General features: G+C 63.4%; 17 protein-coding genes. 16 read left to right on the top strand and 1 reads right to left on the bottom strand.

The window, feature by feature from the left end:
* The first annotated feature begins 11 nt into the window (after positions 1–11).
* The 10 genes from QM672_RS29300 to QM672_RS29345 all read left to right on the top strand — a co-directional run bounded on the left by QM672_RS29300 (position 12) and on the right by QM672_RS29345 (position 9822).
* Complete coding sequence (locus tag QM672_RS29300; protein ID WP_311944322.1) at positions 12–1013, top strand: bestrophin family protein; 1002 nt, start codon at positions 12–14, stop codon at positions 1011–1013.
* A 123-nt stretch (positions 1014–1136) separates the two neighbouring features.
* Positions 1137–1718, top strand: a complete 582-nt coding sequence (locus QM672_RS29305) for an NAD(P)H-dependent oxidoreductase (RefSeq protein ID WP_415086837.1) — start codon at positions 1137–1139, stop codon at positions 1716–1718.
* A 26-nt stretch (positions 1719–1744) separates the two neighbouring features.
* A complete protein-coding gene (gene sfnG, locus QM672_RS29310) occupies positions 1745–2848 on the top strand; it encodes a dimethylsulfone monooxygenase SfnG (protein ID WP_311944320.1) in 1104 nt (367 codons plus the stop codon).
* A gap of 82 nt (positions 2849–2930) precedes the next feature.
* Entirely contained in the window at positions 2931–3824 is an 894-nt protein-coding gene (locus tag QM672_RS29315) for an ABC transporter ATP-binding protein (protein WP_415086838.1), read from the top strand.
* On the top strand, positions 3824–4720 hold the full coding sequence (locus tag QM672_RS29320) for a branched-chain amino acid ABC transporter permease (protein WP_311944318.1): 897 nt from the start codon (positions 3824–3826) through the stop codon (positions 4718–4720). The genes QM672_RS29315 and QM672_RS29320 overlap by 1 nt, the downstream gene beginning before the upstream one ends.
* A 12-nt stretch (positions 4721–4732) precedes the next feature.
* Entirely contained in the window at positions 4733–5761 is a 1029-nt protein-coding gene (locus QM672_RS29325; RefSeq protein WP_415086856.1) for a branched-chain amino acid ABC transporter permease, read from the top strand.
* 91 nt (positions 5762–5852) lie between these two features.
* Positions 5853–7166 carry an ABC transporter substrate-binding protein gene (locus QM672_RS29330; protein ID WP_415086858.1) on the top strand — a complete coding sequence of 438 codons (1314 nt, stop codon included), beginning with the start codon at positions 5853–5855 and terminating at the stop codon, positions 7164–7166.
* Positions 7167–7216: 50 nt separating this feature from the next.
* Positions 7217–8002, top strand: a complete 786-nt coding sequence (locus QM672_RS29335) for an ABC transporter ATP-binding protein (RefSeq protein ID WP_415086839.1) — start codon at positions 7217–7219, stop codon at positions 8000–8002.
* Positions 8003–8030: 28 nt separating this feature from the next.
* Entirely contained in the window at positions 8031–9287 is a 1257-nt protein-coding gene (locus tag QM672_RS29340; protein ID WP_415086840.1) for an SfnB family sulfur acquisition oxidoreductase, read from the top strand.
* A gap of 130 nt (positions 9288–9417) precedes the next feature.
* Positions 9418–9822 carry a DUF3597 domain-containing protein gene (locus QM672_RS29345; protein WP_415086841.1) on the top strand — a complete coding sequence of 135 codons (405 nt, stop codon included), beginning with the start codon at positions 9418–9420 and terminating at the stop codon, positions 9820–9822.
* Between the two features lie 226 nt (positions 9823–10048).
* On the opposite strand, the gene QM672_RS29350 is transcribed toward QM672_RS29345, so the two are convergent.
* On the bottom strand, positions 10049–11059 hold the full coding sequence (locus QM672_RS29350; RefSeq protein WP_311944311.1) for a GntR family transcriptional regulator: 1011 nt from the start codon (positions 11057–11059) through the stop codon (positions 10049–10051).
* Between the two features lie 609 nt (positions 11060–11668).
* On the opposite strand from QM672_RS29350, the gene QM672_RS29355 reads away from it, so the two are divergent.
* Genes QM672_RS29355 through QM672_RS29380 form a run of 6 tightly spaced genes read left to right on the top strand, consistent with a single transcriptional unit; the run spans position 11669 to position 17344 of the window.
* Complete coding sequence (locus QM672_RS29355; RefSeq protein ID WP_415086842.1) at positions 11669–12745, top strand: ABC transporter ATP-binding protein; 1077 nt, start codon at positions 11669–11671, stop codon at positions 12743–12745.
* Positions 12746–12796: 51 nt separating this feature from the next.
* Positions 12797–13696, top strand: a complete 900-nt coding sequence (locus QM672_RS29360; RefSeq protein ID WP_367624512.1) for an ABC transporter permease — start codon at positions 12797–12799, stop codon at positions 13694–13696.
* Between the two features lie 3 nt (positions 13697–13699).
* On the top strand, positions 13700–14545 hold the full coding sequence (locus QM672_RS29365) for an ABC transporter permease (protein ID WP_415086844.1): 846 nt from the start codon (positions 13700–13702) through the stop codon (positions 14543–14545).
* On the top strand, positions 14542–15285 hold the full coding sequence (locus QM672_RS29370; protein ID WP_415086845.1) for an SDR family NAD(P)-dependent oxidoreductase: 744 nt from the start codon (positions 14542–14544) through the stop codon (positions 15283–15285). Before QM672_RS29365 ends, QM672_RS29370 begins: the two co-directional genes overlap by 4 nt.
* A gap of 25 nt (positions 15286–15310) precedes the next feature.
* Entirely contained in the window at positions 15311–16072 is a 762-nt protein-coding gene (locus tag QM672_RS29375) for an SDR family NAD(P)-dependent oxidoreductase (protein WP_415086846.1), read from the top strand.
* Positions 16073–16108: 36 nt separating this feature from the next.
* Entirely contained in the window at positions 16109–17344 is a 1236-nt protein-coding gene (locus QM672_RS29380) for an ABC transporter substrate-binding protein (RefSeq protein WP_311944306.1), read from the top strand.
* Positions 17345–17381: the final 37 nt, after the last annotated feature.

Raw genomic sequence — 17381 nt, forward strand, 5'->3', positions numbered from 1 at the left:
CCCCCTCGACCATGGCCATTGTCTGGACGGCACCGAGTTTCTCGACGATCGACGGCATCCAGTCCCGCAGGCAGGCGCCCGCACAAAGAGGAGATCGCGATGACAGGGACGGCTGCATGATCCTGCGCTCAAAGCCCAGCTTCAGGGACATCCTATTCGCCGTCAACGGCTCCATCTTGCCACGCATAGCGCCCCGTCTCCTCGCAATCGCATTTATCAGCGTGCTGGCGATTTATGCGGCACAGGAACATCCAGGCATCTTCGCGCGGATCAGTGCCATTCCCTTCACCTTGATCGGCATCGCCTTGTCGGTGTTCATGAGCTTTCGCAACAATGCCTGCTACGCCCGCTGGTGGGAGGGACGCAGGCTCTGGGGCGAATTGATCATCGCCTGTCGATCGCTCGCGCGCCAAACCTCCACCCTGGAAACCGATGACCGGCGCTTCCTCCTCCAGGGATTATGCGCTTTCTCCGCGGGGCTGGCGGCCCATCTGCGGGGCCAGGACGAATTGAAGGCCATCACGCCTTGGTTCGATCTCGGCACCGCATCGAACAATCCCAATCTCACAAATGCCGTCCTTGAACAGATTGGCAAATATTGCCTGACGCTGATGCATAGAGGGCGGATAGATCCCATCCACTATTCAGTCATCGAACAGCAGATCGGCGCCCTGACCGAGGTGCAGGGCGGATGCGAACGCATCGCCTACACGCCTGTGCCGTTTGCGTATTCCTTGTTGCTCCACCGAACGGCCCTCATCTTTTGCGTGACACTGCCATTCGCCCTCGCCGGCTCCCTGGATTGGTGGGCATTGCTTCCGGTTCTGCTCGTCGCCTACACGTTCTTCGGGCTTGACGCTCTCGGCCACCAGCTCGAGGAACCGTTCGGCCTGGAACCGAACGCATTGCCGCTGGACGCCTTGAAACGGACGATCGAACGGGAAATGCTTGCTCTCCTTGGCAGCGATGACCTCCCGGCTGCGATCAAGCCACGCAGAAACATACTGATGTAGTGTCAGCCCGGCCCGGGTCGAGAGGGGCGCAACTCGGCTCTCGCAGCCAGGACTCTGCCCCTTGACAGTCTATAAATTATATAGAGTATATAAATAGAATATTTTTTAATCTGAGAACGCGCCGTGCCCGATCATCGTCCGAAAATTCTCGGTATATCCGGCAGCTTGAGCCTGCCCAGCCGAACGACCGGACTGGTGCGCACCATCCTCGCCCGCTTCGAACATTTCGCGCAGGTCGAGCTGGTGGAACTGGCGAGCGATGCCGCGGCCCTGTTTGCAACGCATCCAAAGGGTCCGCGAACCGGGCGTGCGCGGGAGGTCATCGAGGCGGTCGAAAGCGCCGATCTGCTGGTCGTCGCGTCCCCCATCTACCGCGCCTCCTATACGGGTGCCTTGAAGCACCTGTTCGACCTCGTCGACTATCGTGCCCTCGAAGGCAGGCCGGTTTTGGTGGCGGCAACCGGCGGAACCCCGCTGCATGCCCTGGCCATGGACCATCAGTTCCGGCCGCTGTTTGCCTTCTTCAAGGCCATCACGCTCCCGACCACCGTCTATGCGCTCGAGGGCGATTTTGCCGATCATGCCCTGGCCAGTGCCGAAGTTTCGGGGCGCATCGATCGCGCCGTCAGCGAAGCCCGCCTCCAGCTGCGCCTTTCCCACCCGCAGGGGTCTGGAACGGTCGTTCCGTTCCCTGCCACCGCCTGACCCCGCCATAAAACCAAGGATCCACCATGCCAGTCGAGCGTCAACGAGAACCGATCAAGTTTGCCTATTGGGTGCCCAATGTCTCGGGTGGTCTGGTGATCAGCTCGATCGAGCAACGCACGAGCTGGGAAATCGACTATAATCGCAAGCTTGCCCAGATCGCCGAACGGTCCGGCTTCGACTATGCGCTCAGCCAGATCCGCTTCACGGCGGGCTATGGTGCGGACAATCAGCACGAGCCCCTCACCTTCAGCCAAGCCCTGCTCGCTTCGACCGAGCGCCTCAAGCTGATCGTGGCCCTGCTGCCGGGCCCCTGGCATCCGGCCGTCGCCGCCAAGCAGATCGCAACCATCAACAACATCTACGGCGCCCGGGTGGCCGTGAACATCGTCAGCGGCTGGTTTCGCGGCGAGTTCACCGCGATCGGCGAGCCCTGGCTCGACCACGACGAGCGCTACCGCCGGTCGGAAGAATTCATCCGCTCGCTGCGCGGCATCTGGACCGAGGAGAGCTTCACCTTCAATGGCGATTTCTATCGTTTCCGCAACTACAGCCTGAAGCCCAAGCCCATCGATCCGCAGCCCGAGATCTTCCAGGGCGGCTCCTCGCGCGCAGCGCGGGACATGGCCTCTCGCGTATCGGACTGGTATTTCACCAATGGCAACACCCCCGAGGAAATCAAGAAGCAGGTCGACGACATCCAGGCCAAGGCGCGCGAGAACGGGCATTCGGTCAAGGTCGGCGTGAATGCCTTTGCCATCGCCCGCGATACCGAGGCCGAAGCCAAGGCCGTGCTGGACGAAATCATTGCAAAGGCCATCCCCGAGGCGGTCCACGGCTTTGCCCATGAGGTGAAGAATGCCGGGAAGGCCTCTCCGGAGGGCGAAGGCAACTGGGCCAAATCGTCCTTCCAGGACCTGGTGCAGTATAATGATGGCTTCCGTTCCAACCTGATCGGCACGCCGCAACAGATCGCCGAACGCATCCTGGCGTTGAAGGAGGCGGGCGCCGATCTGATCCTGCTGGGCTTCCTGCATTTCCAGGAGGAGGTCGAATTCTTCGGCCGCGAGGTCATCCCCCTGGTCCGCAAGCTCGAAGCGGCGCAGCCCGTGGCTGTCGCGGCCGAGTGATCGCGCTCCGTTCCTTCCCGCCCCGCAACCGTTCCATCCTGCATCCCTGCCATCGGCAGGGATGACGGGCAGAGACACGCTCATGACCACGGCAACCAGCGCAGTGCTGCAGCCTGCCCCGTCATATCGGGATGTGCCACCGATCGAGGCCGTTGAAACGCCCTCGACGTCAAAGACCGAACCGGCTCGGCGACAGGCTGCGCTGACGCTCGAACATATCAGCCTGTCCTTCGGAGGCATTGCGGCGCTGGGGGATGTCAGCTTTGCGGTCGAGCTCGGCGAAACTCGAGCCATTATCGGACCGAATGGTGCCGGCAAGAGTTCGCTTCTCAACGTCATCAGCGGCATCTATCGCCCTGACCACGGGCATATCGGCCTCGCCGGCCGTGACTTCCGGCAGGTGCCGGCGTCCAAACTCGCAACGCTCGGTGTTGCGCGCACGTTCCAGAACCTGGCTCTGTTCAGCGGGCTGGACGTGCTTGGAAATGTCCTGATGGGGCGGGCTGCCCTGCGGCACGCCGGTTTCATCGGCCAGATCCTGGGTCTGGGACAGGCACGTCGCGAAGACAAGGACGCCCGCGAGCGCGCCGAGCGCATGGTCGACTTCCTGGACTTGCAGCCGGTTCGCAACCGCCCGGTCGCAACCCTGCCCTATGGTCTTCAAAAACGCGTCGAATTGGCCCGGGCCCTGGTGGCCGAGCCTCGCATCCTGCTGCTCGACGAGCCCATGGCAGGCATGACGGCTGCCGAGAAGACCGAGATCGCCGAGGTCATACGCAAGGCGCAAAGGCAGTTCGACCTGACGATCGTGATGATCGAGCACGACATCGGCATGGTCATGGATCTGTCCGACAGGGTGGTCGTGCTCGATCACGGCCGCCTCATCGCAGATGGCACCCCGCAGGCGGTTCAGGCTGATCAGGCCGTGATCGACGCCTATCTCGGCGTGGCGCACGACGACCGGGGTGGTGCATGATGGCCGATTTTGATTGGGCCTTCCTGGTCGAGGTGCTGGTCGGAGGCCTTCTTTCCGGCGTGATGTACTCGCTGGTCGCGATCGGGTTCGTACTTGTCTACAAGACCTCGGGCGTTCTCAACTTCGCGCAGGGGGCGATGCTGCTCTTTGCAGCCCTCACCTTCGTCAGCCTGATCGAGCGGGACGTCCCCTTCATCGCGGCGATGGCGATATCACTCGCCATCATGGCCGCGCTCGGCCTGGCGATCGAGAGGGCCGTGTTGCGCCCGCTGGTCAACAAGCCGCCGATCACGCTGTTCATGGCAACGCTGGGCTTGTCCTATGTCATCGAGGGCGCCGCGCAGCTTCTATGGGGCACCCAAGTCCATGCGCTCGATCTGGGGATCGACGATACCCCGTTTGAAGTGGCCGGCGTGCTGATTTCCCAGTTCGACCTTTTCGCGGCGGGGGTTGCCGCCACGCTGGTGGCGATCCTGGCGGCCTTCTTCAATTTCACGCGCATCGGCTTGAGCTTTCGCGCCGTTGCCGACGACCAGTTCGCGGCCTATGCGGTCGGCTTGCGGCTGCCGCGGATCTGGGCTGCCGTCTGGACCGCCGCCGGTATCGTCGCCCTGGTTGCAGGCCTGATCTGGGGCTCGAGGCTCGGCGTCCAGTTTTCCCTTTCGCTCGTCGTGCTCAAGGCCCTGCCTGTCCTGGTCCTGGGCGGGTTCGACTCGATCCTGGGTGCCATCGTCGGCGGTCTGCTCATCGGCGCGTTCGAGAAGCTCTCGGAAGTCTATCTCGGCCCCTTCGTCGGCGGCGGCATCGAAGGATGGTTCGCCTATGTGGCGGCGCTCGTCTTTCTGCTGGTGCGGCCCGCTGGCCTGTTCGGCCAGAAGCTCGTGGAAAGGGCCTGAACCGTGACCGCTTTGACCGCTTCCAGCCACGAGAACGCCGAAGCTCCCAGCCGTTCCTGGATCCTTCCCGCGGTACTCCTGATCCTCGCCTATGGCGTGATCCCGCTGGTCGGCAGCAGCTATGTGTTCGATGCCATCCTGACCCCCTTCCTGGCCCTGTCGCTGGCTGCCCTGGGGCTGAATCTGCTCACCGGCTATGCCGGGCAGCTTTCGTTGGGCAGCGCTGCGTTCATGGCGGTGGGTGCCTTCGCCGCCTATAATTTCAACCTTCGGATCCCCGGCCTGCCCCTGGTCGCGAGCATCGTCCTGGGCAGCGGTGTTGCGGCGCTGATCGGGCTCGTCTTCGGCCTGCCGAGCCTGCGGCTGCGTGGTTTCTACCTGGCCGTTTCTACCTTGGCGGCGCAGTTCTTCGTGCAATGGGCGCTGACCAAGTTCAGCTGGTTTTCCAACGACAATCCGTCCGGTGTCATCGACGCCCCGCCCCTCGGCGTGGCAGGCTTCTCGCTCGAAGGCCCGGCCGGCCGCTACCTGTTCACGCTCACCATCGTGGCTGTCGTCACCGGCCTTGCCGCCCGGATCGTCAAGACGCAGACCGGCCGCGACTTCATCGCTGTCCGCGACAACGAGCTGGCGGCCCGGGTCATCGGCGTATCCGTGCTGCGCACCAAGCTGCTCGCCTTCGTGCTGTCCTCCTTCATCATCGGCATTGCCGGATCGCTGTGGGCGTTCGCCTATCTGAGGACCGTCGAACCGGCCGGCTTCGATCTCGATCGTTCGTTCCAGATCCTGTTCATCATCATCATTGGCGGGCTCGCCACGATCCGCGGGGCATTCCTCGGAGCGGCCTTCATCGTGGTGTTCCCCCTGATCCTGTCTCGCCTGGGCAGCGCCTTGCTGGGCAGTACCTTCGATTCAGGCGTGCTCGACATGAGCCAGCGCATCGTGCTCGGCGCGCTGATCATCGTCTTTCTCATCGCCGAGCCGGACGGCCTGTCGGCGCTGTGTCGACGCACCCTCGACAAGATCCGCCCGCACCGCTGACCGCGATTTCTCCCAATCCTCGCCTGCCAACCCCGGAGCCACCATGCCGTCCCTTTCATTTCGCCTCGCCGGCGCCCTGCGCGCAACCACAATGGCTGCAGCCCTCGCCCTCACGACTCTGCCTTTCGCCCATTCGCAGGCTCGTGCGGACGAGCAGTATTTCCCGCTGCAAAGCTATCGGGTCGGCCCCTATGCAGCCGGCGGCACGGGCTTCTTCGGCGGCTTCATCGACTACCTCAATCTCATCAACACTCGCGACGGCGGCGTGAACGGCGTCAAGCTGACCTGGGACGAATGCGAGACCCAGTATGAAGTCGAACGGGGTGTCGAATGCTACGAACGTCAGAAAAGCCACAAGGACATCGCGACCTGGAACCCGCTTTCCGTCGGCATTGCCTATGCGATGATCGACCGCATCACCAACGACAAGGTTCCCCTGCTGACGATCAATCACGGCCGCACGGATTCGACCGATGGCAGCGTGTTCAAATATGTCTTTCCCCTGCTGCTCAATCCCTACAGCGAAACCTCCGGGATCGTGAACTACATCGCCGGCAAGTTCGGCGGGGTTGACAGTCTCAAGGGTAAGAAGATCGCCGTGCTCTATCACGGCTCGCCCTATGGCAAGGAGACGATCCCGATCTATGAGCTGCTGGCCAAGAAATACGGCTTCGAATTGCAGCAGATCGAGGTGCCTCACCCTGGCAACGAGCAGCAATCGCAATGGCTGACCATCCGGCGCTGGCGGCCCGACTATGTGGTGCTGCGCGGCTGGGGAGTCATGAACCCCGTGGCGCTCAAGACGGCCCAGAAGGTCGGTTTTCCTGCCGATCACATCGTCGGCAATGTCTGGTCCAATTCGGAAGAGGACGTCCTGCCCGCGGGTGCCGCCGCCAAGGGATATGTCGCGATCACGACCCAGGCGTCCGGCACCGAATATCCCGTGGTCCAGGAAATCGTCAAAACCGTCTATGGCGCAGGCAAGGGCAATCTCGACGACAAGAAGCGGATCGGCAGCGTCTATCACAATCTGGGCATCGTGAACGGCATCCTGAATGTCGAGGCCATTCGCATCGCCCAGGAAAAATTCGGCCATCGCACCCTCACCGGTGATGAAGTCCGCTGGGGGCTGGAACATCTCAAGCTCGACCCGGCCCGCGTGGAGGCTCTCGGCGCCAAGGGGCTTTTCCACTCCATCAACGTGACCTGGAAGAACCATGAAGGCGACGGCCTCGTCACCTTCCAGCAATGGGATGGTGCCAAGTGGAAGGTGGTATCCGACTGGATCGCGCCCGACTGGGCGTTGCTGCGGCCGATCATCGAAAAATCCGCCGCGGCCTATGCCGCCGAGCATCAGATCAAGCCTCGAACCGAGGCGGATGCCGACAAGGCCGCCTCGAACTGAGGCGCGTCCCCTCGGCCTCCTGCAACGGCGTGCCCCAGGAAAGGTCCTCGATGTCCGAACCAGTCCCCTTGCTTGCGGTCAATGCGATCGAAGCTGTCTATGGTGGCGCCATCGTCGCCCTGAATGGCGTGAGCCTGACAGTTGCCGCGGGAGAGATCGTCGCCTTGCTCGGCCCCAACGGGGCCGGCAAATCCACGACCCTCAAGGCGGTCTCCAACCTGCTGCAGGCCCAGCGCGGCCGGCTGATCGCCGGGACGATCCGGTTCGACAACGCGGAGGTGAACCGGCACAGCGCCTCCGCCCTGGTGCGGCGGGGGCTCGTCCAGGTGCTCGAGGGCCGGCACTGCTTTCGCTCGCTGAGCACGGAGGACAATCTCGTTACCGGCGGGCTGGCACGCGGCTCCAGCCGCCCGGAACTGGCGCGTGACCTGGAGCGCGTCTATGCGATCTTCCCGCGCCTGCGCGAGAAGCGAAAGACGATCGCCGGCCTGACCTCGGGCGGCGAGCAGCAGATGACCGCAATCGGTCGCGCCCTGATGTCGAGGCCACGCCTGCTGGTGCTGGACGAGCCTTCGATGGGGCTGGCACCGCTCGTGGTGCAGGACATCTTCGAACGGCTCACCGCCCTCAATGTGTCGGAGGGCCTGTCCATCCTTCTTGCCGAACAGAACACCGCCGTGGCTCTGCGCCATGCCCATCGCGCGGTGCTGCTCGCTTCGGGGCGCTCGGTCCTGGAAGGACGGGCTGCCGAACTGAGGGGCCGTACCGACCTCAAGGACATCTATCTCGGGCGGACTTCCCTCGCCGGCCCATCCGCGGTCTCGACCGCGGCCTGATCTTCACCCTCATCTTAGGAATCGGCCCATGACGACAGCGGCTCAAGCCAAAGCATTTCCGGACATCGTCGCAGAAGGCGTATCTGCCCTCCCCCGTCCCTCTGAACCGGCGCACATCATCCGCAGCGACGCCGAAGCGATTGCGGTTGCCGAAGATCTTGCGGCACAATTCGCCAAAGGCGCATCGGAGCGCGACCGCGAACGCATCTGGCCGGTCGCCGAACTCGACGCCTATTCCCAGAGCGGCCTGTGGTCGCTCAATGTCCCCAAGGCTTTCGGCGGACCCGAGCTTTCCTATGTCACCATCGATCGCGTGATTCAGATCATTTCGGCGGCGGATCCTTCGATCGGGCAGATCACGCAGAACCATATCGGGGTCGTCGCCGCCATCCGAACGGTCTCCGACGAGGCCCAGCAGAAGCTGCTGTTCGCCCAAGTGCTGCGCGGGACCAGGTTCGGCAACGCCTTCTCCGAATTCTCCTCCAAGCGGGCGGCTGATTTCGAGACGACGTTCAAGGATGAAGGCGACCATGTCGTCGTCACTGGCAAGAAATTCTATTCCTCCGGCGCGCTTCTCGCCCATCTGGTGCCGATCGTCGCGCTCGATGGCGAAGGCCGGGCCTGGTATGCGATTGCCGAGCGCGACGCCCCCGGCCTCACGGTGATCGACGACTGGTCGAGTTTCGGCCAGAAGACCACGTTGAGCGGCACGGTGATCCTCGACCACGTGAAAGTACCGAAGACCCATCTGGTCCCGGGCTATCGGGGCTATGATCGCCCGACGGCAGACGGCGCGATTTTCCAGATCATCCAGGCGGCGGTCGATACAGGCATCGCGGAGGCAGCCATCAAGGATACCATCGCCTTCGTCAGGGGCGGCTCCAGGGCCTGGATCGACAGCGGCCTCGATCACGCCTGGCAGGACCCCTACACGATCCAGGCGATCGGTGACCTCACCTTGCGCCTTCATGCCGCCGAGGCGCTTCTCGAGAAAGCGGGCCTTGCCGTGGACAGGGCCGTTGCCGACGCCACGGCCGAAAGTGTGGCCAAGGCCCAGATCGCGGTTGCCGAAGCCAAGATCCTGTCGACGGAAGCGGCGCTACAGGCCACCAACAAACTGTTCGAACTGGCCGGCACACGCTCGACGCTGGGCGTTCACAACCTCGACCGGCACTGGCGCAATGCCCGTACGCATACGCTCCATGATCCCGTTCGCTGGAAATATGCCATTCTTGGAAATTACGCGCTGAATGACGTCAATCCGCCTCTGCATGCCTGGAGCTGATCGGACCGCACTGTTGCAGCCCGGCAAAACCCGGCGCACAGTGGCCTAGGGGAACATTTCGGCGCGTCCAAGCATTGATCAGTCAAGTTCAAGCGCAGCAGTCGAAGTTTCATTCAACGGAGATAGAAGCATGGGCATCTTCGATTCAATCAGCAACGCCATCTTCGGTCGTGCAAAGGCTGCAGAGGCCCCCCAGGCCCCTGCCGGTACACCCTCTGCTCCCACACCCTCTTCCAGTCCGGCTCCTGCACCATCCGGTTCGGCCGCTCCGCCGAGCACCGTCGACGTTGCTGCCGTCCTCGATCAAGCGGTCAAGGCCAGCGGACAGAACCTCGACTGGAAGCGCTCAATTGTAGACCTCCTCAAAGCCCTGAAGCTCGACAGCAGCCTTGCAGCTCGCAAGGAGCTGGCCGGAGAGTTGGGCTATACGGGCGATACGTCGGACTCCGCTGCGATGAATATCTGGCTGCACAAGGCCGTCATTGCAAAACTGGCAGCGAATGGGGGCAAGGTGCCCGCCGATCTACAAAACTGACCAGCCTTCCCGGCAAACCTCTTTTATCTTCCGCCGCCCGGCGGAGATCTTTCGAGGGTCTCTCTGCTCCTGGCTGGGCACTGAGCCGGTACCCCCATGAGGTGCGGGTTTCCAGACACGAAAACCGCCCAGGTTCGATCTCGACTGGGCGGTTTTCCATGGCAATTTTGGCTGTGGAGGCCAGCAATCCGCGCTCGGGAAGGCCAGCGGGCAGCCGAGGAGACATTTACTCCGCGATCCTGGTCAGATAAGGCGCAATCGATTGCGGGGCTGGGATCACCGCGACGATCTTCATCTGGGCGATGTTGCGGTTCTTCGCCTCTTCCAAATGTGCATCGAACATCGCAGCCGCAGCATCGATGGCCCCGCGCGCCAGCAGTTCGACGATCAGGCGATATTCGGCAATGGCGATACGATCGCGCGGCAGGCCGAATTGACGCAGCAGGCGCTCCGAGGCCACGACCGGCAACAGGTTGTCCCGTATCAGGTCGCGCAGCCTTTCGTTCGGGGTGGCCATCACGCAGGTCTCGACCAGCTTCGTCTCCAGATCCTCCCATTCGACCAGATCGGCATCCGATTCGGTCCTTTCGGCCTCGGACAGGCTTTCGAGCAAGGCGGTCAAACGTGAGCGATCGATGCGCGGCGCCGCCGACACCAGGGCGGGAGGCTCGAGGATGCGCCGCAGGGCAAAGCGGTCCTTGATCGATTTTGCCGTGAGCGGGCCGGCGATCCAGTGGGAACTCTGGTTCTTATGCACCAGCCCCCTTTCCTGCAGGCGTCCGAGCACGTCGCGCACCACGGTGCGGCTGACGTGGAAATGATCCGCCAGCTCGATCTCGATGATGCGATATTGCCCGAACACGACACAGGCCGCGACATCCGCCTCGATGGAATCATAGATGCGTTCCCAGGTCGACCGGCTTTGCAGCGCCTCGTCGATGGCTTCGGGCACCACCAGACCCAGGGTCTTGATATCGGTGCGCACCGGGGCGATGCGCCGTCCCGGCGCCCCGACGAGATAGCCGCGCCCATCGAAACGATGGATGAGCTGCTCCGCCTCCAGGTGCAGCAGCGCCCTCTGGACCGGCGCACGCGACGTCTGGAAGATCTCGGCGATCGGCCCTTCGAGCAGGACCAGCCCCTTCGGCAGAAGCCCGTCGGCAATATTGGTGCGCAAGACATCTTCGACGATTTCGTAGCGCCGCTGGGCGGTCTGGCGAGGCTTGGACGATGGCATGCCGTAAACGGACCTCCTTGCGGGTGTCATCGCAGACCGCCGCTCGAACTGCCCGTGTCTACCGCGTTTGACACATCCTGTCCCACATTCGGATAAATGATCTTTGCATACTATAGTGCAATTTTGGTTGCGGAGAATGCATTTTCACCGATTTTCGGCAAAATTTTCGATAGACCTCGTCGTCACCACCCACCCCCTTCAACACCCACACCAGCCCCCGACCGCCCATCACGACCCCGACGAGCACGTCGCATGTCGTAACAAACACGAGAAAACGCAGCCTAAACGGCCAATTCTCAACAAAAATTGCCCAGACTCCACCAATCCTTCACCGAGAGTCCAAATTCGATGCCCGCCCGGAATTTGGGCAGCCGATGCACAAAAAAGATTGTTGCATACAAAAATCGATTGAACTAAGATCCAAGCACTCATTGCCGAAGAAGCAATGCAGAGGCGAACTGAATTAAGCAAGTTGATAAATATTGGATCGGACGCAAACGTATTGCGCCCGCGTGATATTTGTCACCTGAAATCATGGCAAAGATGGATCGTGTTATTCCTAGGAATAACAGGGCGTCCGTGTGGCATGATACGATCTGGGAGGCTCGTTTGGCAGATGTACTTCGTCTTTCCGGCATCAGGAAGTCCTATGGCGACCTGCAAGCGCTGGATGGTATAGACCTCGCCATCCCCGACAATGCCTATGTGTCGCTCCTGGGCCCCAGCGGTTCGGGCAAGACCACGCTTCTGCGCGTGATCGCGGGTTTTGAAAGCCCTGACCAGGGCAGCGTCACCCTCGGCGGCAGCCCGGTCGACAATGTCCCGGCACATCGGCGCGGCATCGGCTTCGTCTTCCAGAATTTTGCCCTGTTCCCGCATCTCTCCGTGGCCGGGAATATCGCCTACGGCCTTGAAAACCGGGAGATCGCCACACTGACCGATCGCGCCGCCATTCGCCGCAAGGTCGCTGAGATGATCGAGCTGGTCGGCCTGGCCGGCCTGGAGGATCGCGGTGTCGCCCAGATCTCCGGCGGCCAGCGCCAGCGCGTGGCCTTGGCGCGAACGCTGGTGACCGAACCGCGCCTCGTGCTGCTCGACGAGCCGCTGGGTGCCCTCGATGCCAATCTGCGGTCCCGCATGCGGGCGGAGCTCCGGAGCATCCGCGAGCGTCTCGGCGTCACCTTCCTGCATGTTACCGGCAGCGAATCCGAAGCCCTGGCCATGGGCGATATCGTCTTGGTGCTCGATCGGGGCCGGATCGCCCAGTCGGCGGATGCCGACACGATCTATAACCGCCCCGCCGCCCCTTCCGTCGCGCGGTTCCTCAACTGCTACAACCTGTTCGAGGGAACACTCTCGGGCGAGGCCTTCGTCGGGCCGGCAGGCAGTTTCCCGATCGAGGGCAGCACGCGCCTTGCCGGCGGAAAAACCGCCTATGCCGTCCGCTATGACCGCATCCAGGTGCGCCCGGCATCGTCGGCCCTGGCGAGCGACGAAGCGGGCGTCGAGGCCGCCTTCGTCGCCAGCGAATATAGCGGCGCCGCCGTGAACTCCTTCTTTGCCCTCGACAGCGGCCAGGTGGTGGAGGTGGAGACCCATCTCAGCCATCGCCCTCCCGCCGACTACGCGCCACAGGAGCGCTACGGCCTCGTCTGGAAGCGCGACCTCGCGCTCCTCTTTGCCTGAGCGACGCCCATGGCTCTTGCTGACCCACGACCCGGAACGGAGATCGACTGGATGACGACGCCTCCCGGCAGCGAAGCGGCGGCGCCGCAGGCTGCATCGCCGCGCAGGTCCGGCAACAAGACACTATGGCTGCTGGCCCCGGGCGTCGCGTGGATGGTGCTCTTCCTGCTCGTCCCTATCCTGATGATGGTCTATGTCTCGTTCTGGACGCAGACCACCTTCAAGATCGAGCCCATCCTCACCACCAAGAGTTGGGTTGCCTTCTTCACGAGCGACACCTATCTCCAGGCCCTCTGGACCACGATCCGCATCTGGCTGACGGTGCTGGTCGCCACCCTGGTGATCGGTTACCCCACGGCCCTGTTCGTGGGCCTGTTCGTGCGCAACAAGGCGCTGCAGACCACGCTCCTGGTGCTGTGCGTCATCCCGTTCTGGACGTCCTTCCTGATCCGCGTCCTCGCCTGGCGGCCGATGCTGGGCAAGGAAGGGGCCATCAACCTGATCCTGCTCAAGGCCGGCATCATCACCCAGCCGATCGAGGCGCTGCTCTTCTCCGACCTGTCGGTGGTGATCGGCATGACGCAGATCTACTGCGTCTTCATGGTCGGCCCCATCGCTTTCATGCTCGGGCGGATCGACCCGAACGTGATCGAGGCGGCGCGCGATCTCGGCGCCGGCTTCTGGCGCATCTTCCGCACCATCATCCTGCCGCTGTCCATGCCCGGCGTGGTCGTCGGCTCGATCTTCGTCTCGGTGATGGTGCTGGGCGAATTCGCCACGTCCGCAGCCCTGTCCGGACGCAAAGTCAATCTCCTCGGCAACATCATCGTCACCCAGGTCGGTTCGCTCAAATGGGCCTTCGCCGCCGTGGTCGGCGTCGTCCTGACGATCGTCATGGGGGCCGTGGTCGCTGCCCTGCTGCGTGTCGTCGATCTCAGGAAGGAGCTCTGAGCCATGCAGGCACGCGGCGTCAAACCGGTCCTGGCCGTCTATACGGCCCTGTTCCTCCTGTTCCTCTACGGCCCCTTCGTCGTGCTGGCGATCCTGTCCTTCCAGACCGGGCCGGAGGGCGGTCCGCAATTTCCGATCATCGAATGGTCGACCTACTGGTACCAGCACCTCTTCGGCCTGACGCCGCCCTCGCGCATCGCCCCGCTGCCGATCGAGGAGAGCCTGGGACGTTCGATCGTCCTCGCCATCATGACGATGGTGGTCTCGACCGTCCTGGGCGTGACCTCCGCTCAGGCCTTCCGCAGGAAGTTCCGGGGCTCGGGCATCGCCTTCTACCTGATCGTCCTCGGCATGATGGTGCCCGGCGTGCTGGTCGGCCTCGGCATGGCGCTGGTGGCCAATGTCCTCGGCATCGACCGCCACTGGTGGGGCACGGCCTTCGTCCTCCACGTCGTCTACACCTATCCCTTCGCCTTCCTCGTCATGCTGGCGATCTTCAACCGCTTCGACCAGAGCGTCGAGGAGGCTTCCTGGTCGCTCGGCGTCTCGCCGATCCGCACCTTCCGCAAGGTGACGTTCCCGCTGATCTTTCCGGGCGTCCTGTCGGCGATGCTGTTCGCCTTCACTCTCTCCTATGACGAGTTCTCGCGCACGCTCTTCGCCTCGGGGCGCGACCTCACCCTGCCGCTGGCGATCTACGGCACGTTCTCGGTCGAGATCCATCCCAACGTCTTCGCCTTCGGCGTGCTGACCACCTTGTTTTCGTTCGCCCTGCTCGCCGTCTACGCGATCCTGATGGGGCTGTCGGTCCGTCGCGGCAGGCGCGTCGCCATCCAGGAGGAGGCATGATGCCCGGCCTAAAAACAGCCATCGTCACCGGAGCCGGCTCGGGTATCGGCAAAGCCATCGCCGAACGCCTCGCGGCCGACGGCTATGGCGTGCTCGTCAACGACCTCGCGCCGGAGCGGGCGCAGGCCATCGCCGACGCCATCCGGGCGGCGGGCGGCAAGGCGGTCGCCGCAGCCGGCGATGTCTCCAGCGAAGCGGACGTCGCGGCGATCGTCGCCGCGGCCAGGACGCAGCTCGGGCCGGTGGACCTGCTCGTCAACAATGCCGGCCATGTCCATCAATGCCTGTTCGAACATCTCGAACCCAGTGATTTCGACCGCATGTTCGCCGTGCATGTGCGCGGCACCTTCCTGATGATACGGGCCGTGCTGCCGTCGATGCTGGAGGTGGGATCGGGCGTCATCGTCAATGTCGCATCCCAGCTCGGCCAGATCGGCGGGATCGAACTCGCCCATTATTCCGGCGCCAAGGCCGCCGTGATCGGCATGACCAAATCGCTTGCCCGCGAGGTGTCGAGCCGCGGCGTGCGAGTGAATGCCGTTGCGCCGGGGCCGATCAACACGCCGCTGGTGAAGGCGCTTTCGGACGACTGGAAAGAGCGCAAGGCCGGGGAACTGCCGCTCGGCCGTTTCGGCGAGCCGGAAGAGGTGGCGGCGACCGTCGCCTTCCTCGCCTCCCCGGCCGCCAGCCTCTTCGTCGGCCAGACGCTCGGGCCCAATTCCGGCGACGTGATGTTGTGAACGAGCAGAGGGAGAAGACGGCATCATGACCAAGGCACGCATCGTCCTGATCACCGGCGGCGGCATCGGCATCGGCCGCGCCAGCGCCAAGGCCTTCGCCACGCTCGGCGACCACGTCGTGGTCACGGACATCCTGGAAACGGAAGGCAAGGCCGTCGTCGACGAGATCAAGGCGGAGGGCGGCTCGGCCGAGTTCGCACCGCTCGACGTTCGCTCCACCGCCGATGCCGACGCGCTCGTCGCCGATATCGAGGCCCGCCATGGCGGCATCGATGTCGTCGTCGCCAATGCCGGCATCGCCCATCGGGTGCCGCTCGCCAGGCTCGACGACGACAAGTGGGATCTCACCTTCGACATCGACCTCAAGGGCATCTTCCGCGTGGTGCGGGCCGCGCTGCCCGGCATGCGCACCCGCAAATCCGGCGCCGTGGTCGCGCTCTCCTCGATCATGGGCGTGGCCTATGGCTGGGACGAGCATGTGCATTATTCCTCGGCCAAGGCCGGCGTCGTCGGGCTGGTGCGCGGCCTCGCCGTCGAAGTCGCCCGCGACGGTGTCCGGGTCAATGGCGTGGCTCCGGGCTATATCCGCACCGCCCAGCTCCTCTCCAAGGAACATTCCCTCGGCCCGGAAGGGGCCGAGACAGCCGGCGCCTTCATCCCCATGGGCCGCATCGGCGAACCCGAAGAGATCGCCGACGTGATCGTTTTCCTCGCCTCTTCCAGCGCCCGCTACCTCACGGGCCAGACGCTGGTGGTCGATGGCGGCCTGCTGGTGGGCCGCTACTGAAACAAAAGCAAATGAACCAGAACCGGAGAAGGAACGATGTCTGACCGAAGCGAGATGACGCGCCGCTCTATACTGAAGCGATCCGCGGGAATGATGGCCCTGGCACTGGGCGGCGGCACGCCGTTCCTCTCCTCCCGGGCGGCCTGGGCACAAGGGACCGGCCTGGCGAGCGAGAGCCTGCGCACGATCGGCCTGTCCGTCACGGTGCAGGAACGCATCCTGGCCGAATTCAAGGCCGCCTCCGGCGTCGGCACGACCTCGGGCACGGCGGCAACCTTCCCCGATGCCCAGACCAAGATCCTGTCGGGCTCGAAGGACTATGATTGCTGGGAGGTTATTGCCGAACGCCTGCCGTCGGTGGTGATGACCAACAATGTCGCGCCGATCGCCGCCTCCTCGCTGAAGAATTGGGCCAATATCCGCGATACCTTCACCAAGCCGAGCGACAAATGGGATCCCAAGGCCCAGATCACCGGCCAGATCTGGCAGGACGATGCCCACAGCCAGCTGTGGATGGTGCCGGCCGTCTATAATTACGACTCCATCGGCTACAATCCGGACGTCCTGTCGGATGAGGAGGCCAACACCTGGGCGGCCATCTTCGATCCCAAATGGAAGGGCAAGTCCGGCCTCAACACCGATCCGCTGATCGCCTTCGGACAGGCCGTGATGGCCATGAACTCGCTCGGCCTGTCGGCGGTCAAGAACCCCGGCAATCCCTCGGAAGCCGAGATCGACGAGGCTGCGAAATTCCTGGTTTCCAAAAAGAAGGAAGGCCAGTTCCGCGCGCTCTGGGGCGATTTCGGCGAGCTCGTCAATCTCCTCGCTTCCGGCGAAATGGTGGTGTGCGACGCCTGGCAGCCGGCCGTGATGGCGGTCAAGGCCCAGGGCAAGGCCTGCAGATATGCCCGCCCGAAGGAAGGCTACCGCGCCTGGGCGATCGGCCCCTCGCTCATCGCCGGCTCCGCCAACAAGGAAGCCGTGGCCGCCTACGCCGACTACTGGCTTTCGGGCAAGCCCGGCATCACCGTTTCGGAACAGGGCTATTACTCGCCGACGACCAACATCAAAAGCGAGATGGCACCGGAGAAATACGCCTTCTGGTACGAGGGCAAGCCCTGGGTCGGCGCTGCCGAGCGTGGCATCAAGGAAGGCGACCTGCGCGATGGCGGCAGCCTGGCGGAACGGGCCGCCAACGTCGCCTATTGGCACCAGTGGCCGGATGCCTACGACCACCTCATTCAGAAATGGGACGAGTTCCTGAACGCCTGATCACGATCCGGGCGAAAGGCACCGCTTTTCGCCCGTG

This window comes from Labrys sp. (in: a-proteobacteria), assembly GCF_047605565.1.
GTDB classification, from domain to species: Bacteria; Pseudomonadota; Alphaproteobacteria; order Rhizobiales; family Labraceae; genus Labrys; species Labrys neptuniae.

Bases quoted from the DNA above. Each gene is read 5' to 3' on its own strand.
- QM672_RS29300 (WP_311944322.1), top strand. From the start codon at position 12: ATGGCCATTGTCTGGACGGCACCGAGTTTCTCGACGATCGACGGCATC.
- sfnG (WP_311944320.1), top strand. From the start codon at position 1,745: ATGCCAGTCGAGCGTCAACGAGAACCGATCAAGTTTGCCTATTGGGTG.
- QM672_RS29315 (WP_415086838.1), top strand. From the start codon at position 2,931: ATGACCACGGCAACCAGCGCAGTGCTGCAGCCTGCCCCGTCATATCGG.
- QM672_RS29320 (WP_311944318.1), top strand. From the start codon at position 3,824: ATGGCCGATTTTGATTGGGCCTTCCTGGTCGAGGTGCTGGTCGGAGGC.
- QM672_RS29330 (WP_415086858.1), top strand. From the start codon at position 5,853: ATGGCTGCAGCCCTCGCCCTCACGACTCTGCCTTTCGCCCATTCGCAG.
- QM672_RS29335 (WP_415086839.1), top strand. From the start codon at position 7,217: ATGTCCGAACCAGTCCCCTTGCTTGCGGTCAATGCGATCGAAGCTGTC.
- QM672_RS29340 (WP_415086840.1), top strand. From the start codon at position 8,031: ATGACGACAGCGGCTCAAGCCAAAGCATTTCCGGACATCGTCGCAGAA.
- QM672_RS29345 (WP_415086841.1), top strand. From the start codon at position 9,418: ATGGGCATCTTCGATTCAATCAGCAACGCCATCTTCGGTCGTGCAAAG.
- QM672_RS29350 (WP_311944311.1), bottom strand. From the start codon at position 11,059: ATGCCATCGTCCAAGCCTCGCCAGACCGCCCAGCGGCGCTACGAAATC.
- QM672_RS29360 (WP_367624512.1), top strand. From the start codon at position 12,797: ATGACGACGCCTCCCGGCAGCGAAGCGGCGGCGCCGCAGGCTGCATCG.
- QM672_RS29365 (WP_415086844.1), top strand. From the start codon at position 13,700: ATGCAGGCACGCGGCGTCAAACCGGTCCTGGCCGTCTATACGGCCCTG.
- QM672_RS29370 (WP_415086845.1), top strand. From the start codon at position 14,542: ATGATGCCCGGCCTAAAAACAGCCATCGTCACCGGAGCCGGCTCGGGT.
- QM672_RS29375 (WP_415086846.1), top strand. From the start codon at position 15,311: ATGACCAAGGCACGCATCGTCCTGATCACCGGCGGCGGCATCGGCATC.
- QM672_RS29380 (WP_311944306.1), top strand. From the start codon at position 16,109: ATGTCTGACCGAAGCGAGATGACGCGCCGCTCTATACTGAAGCGATCC.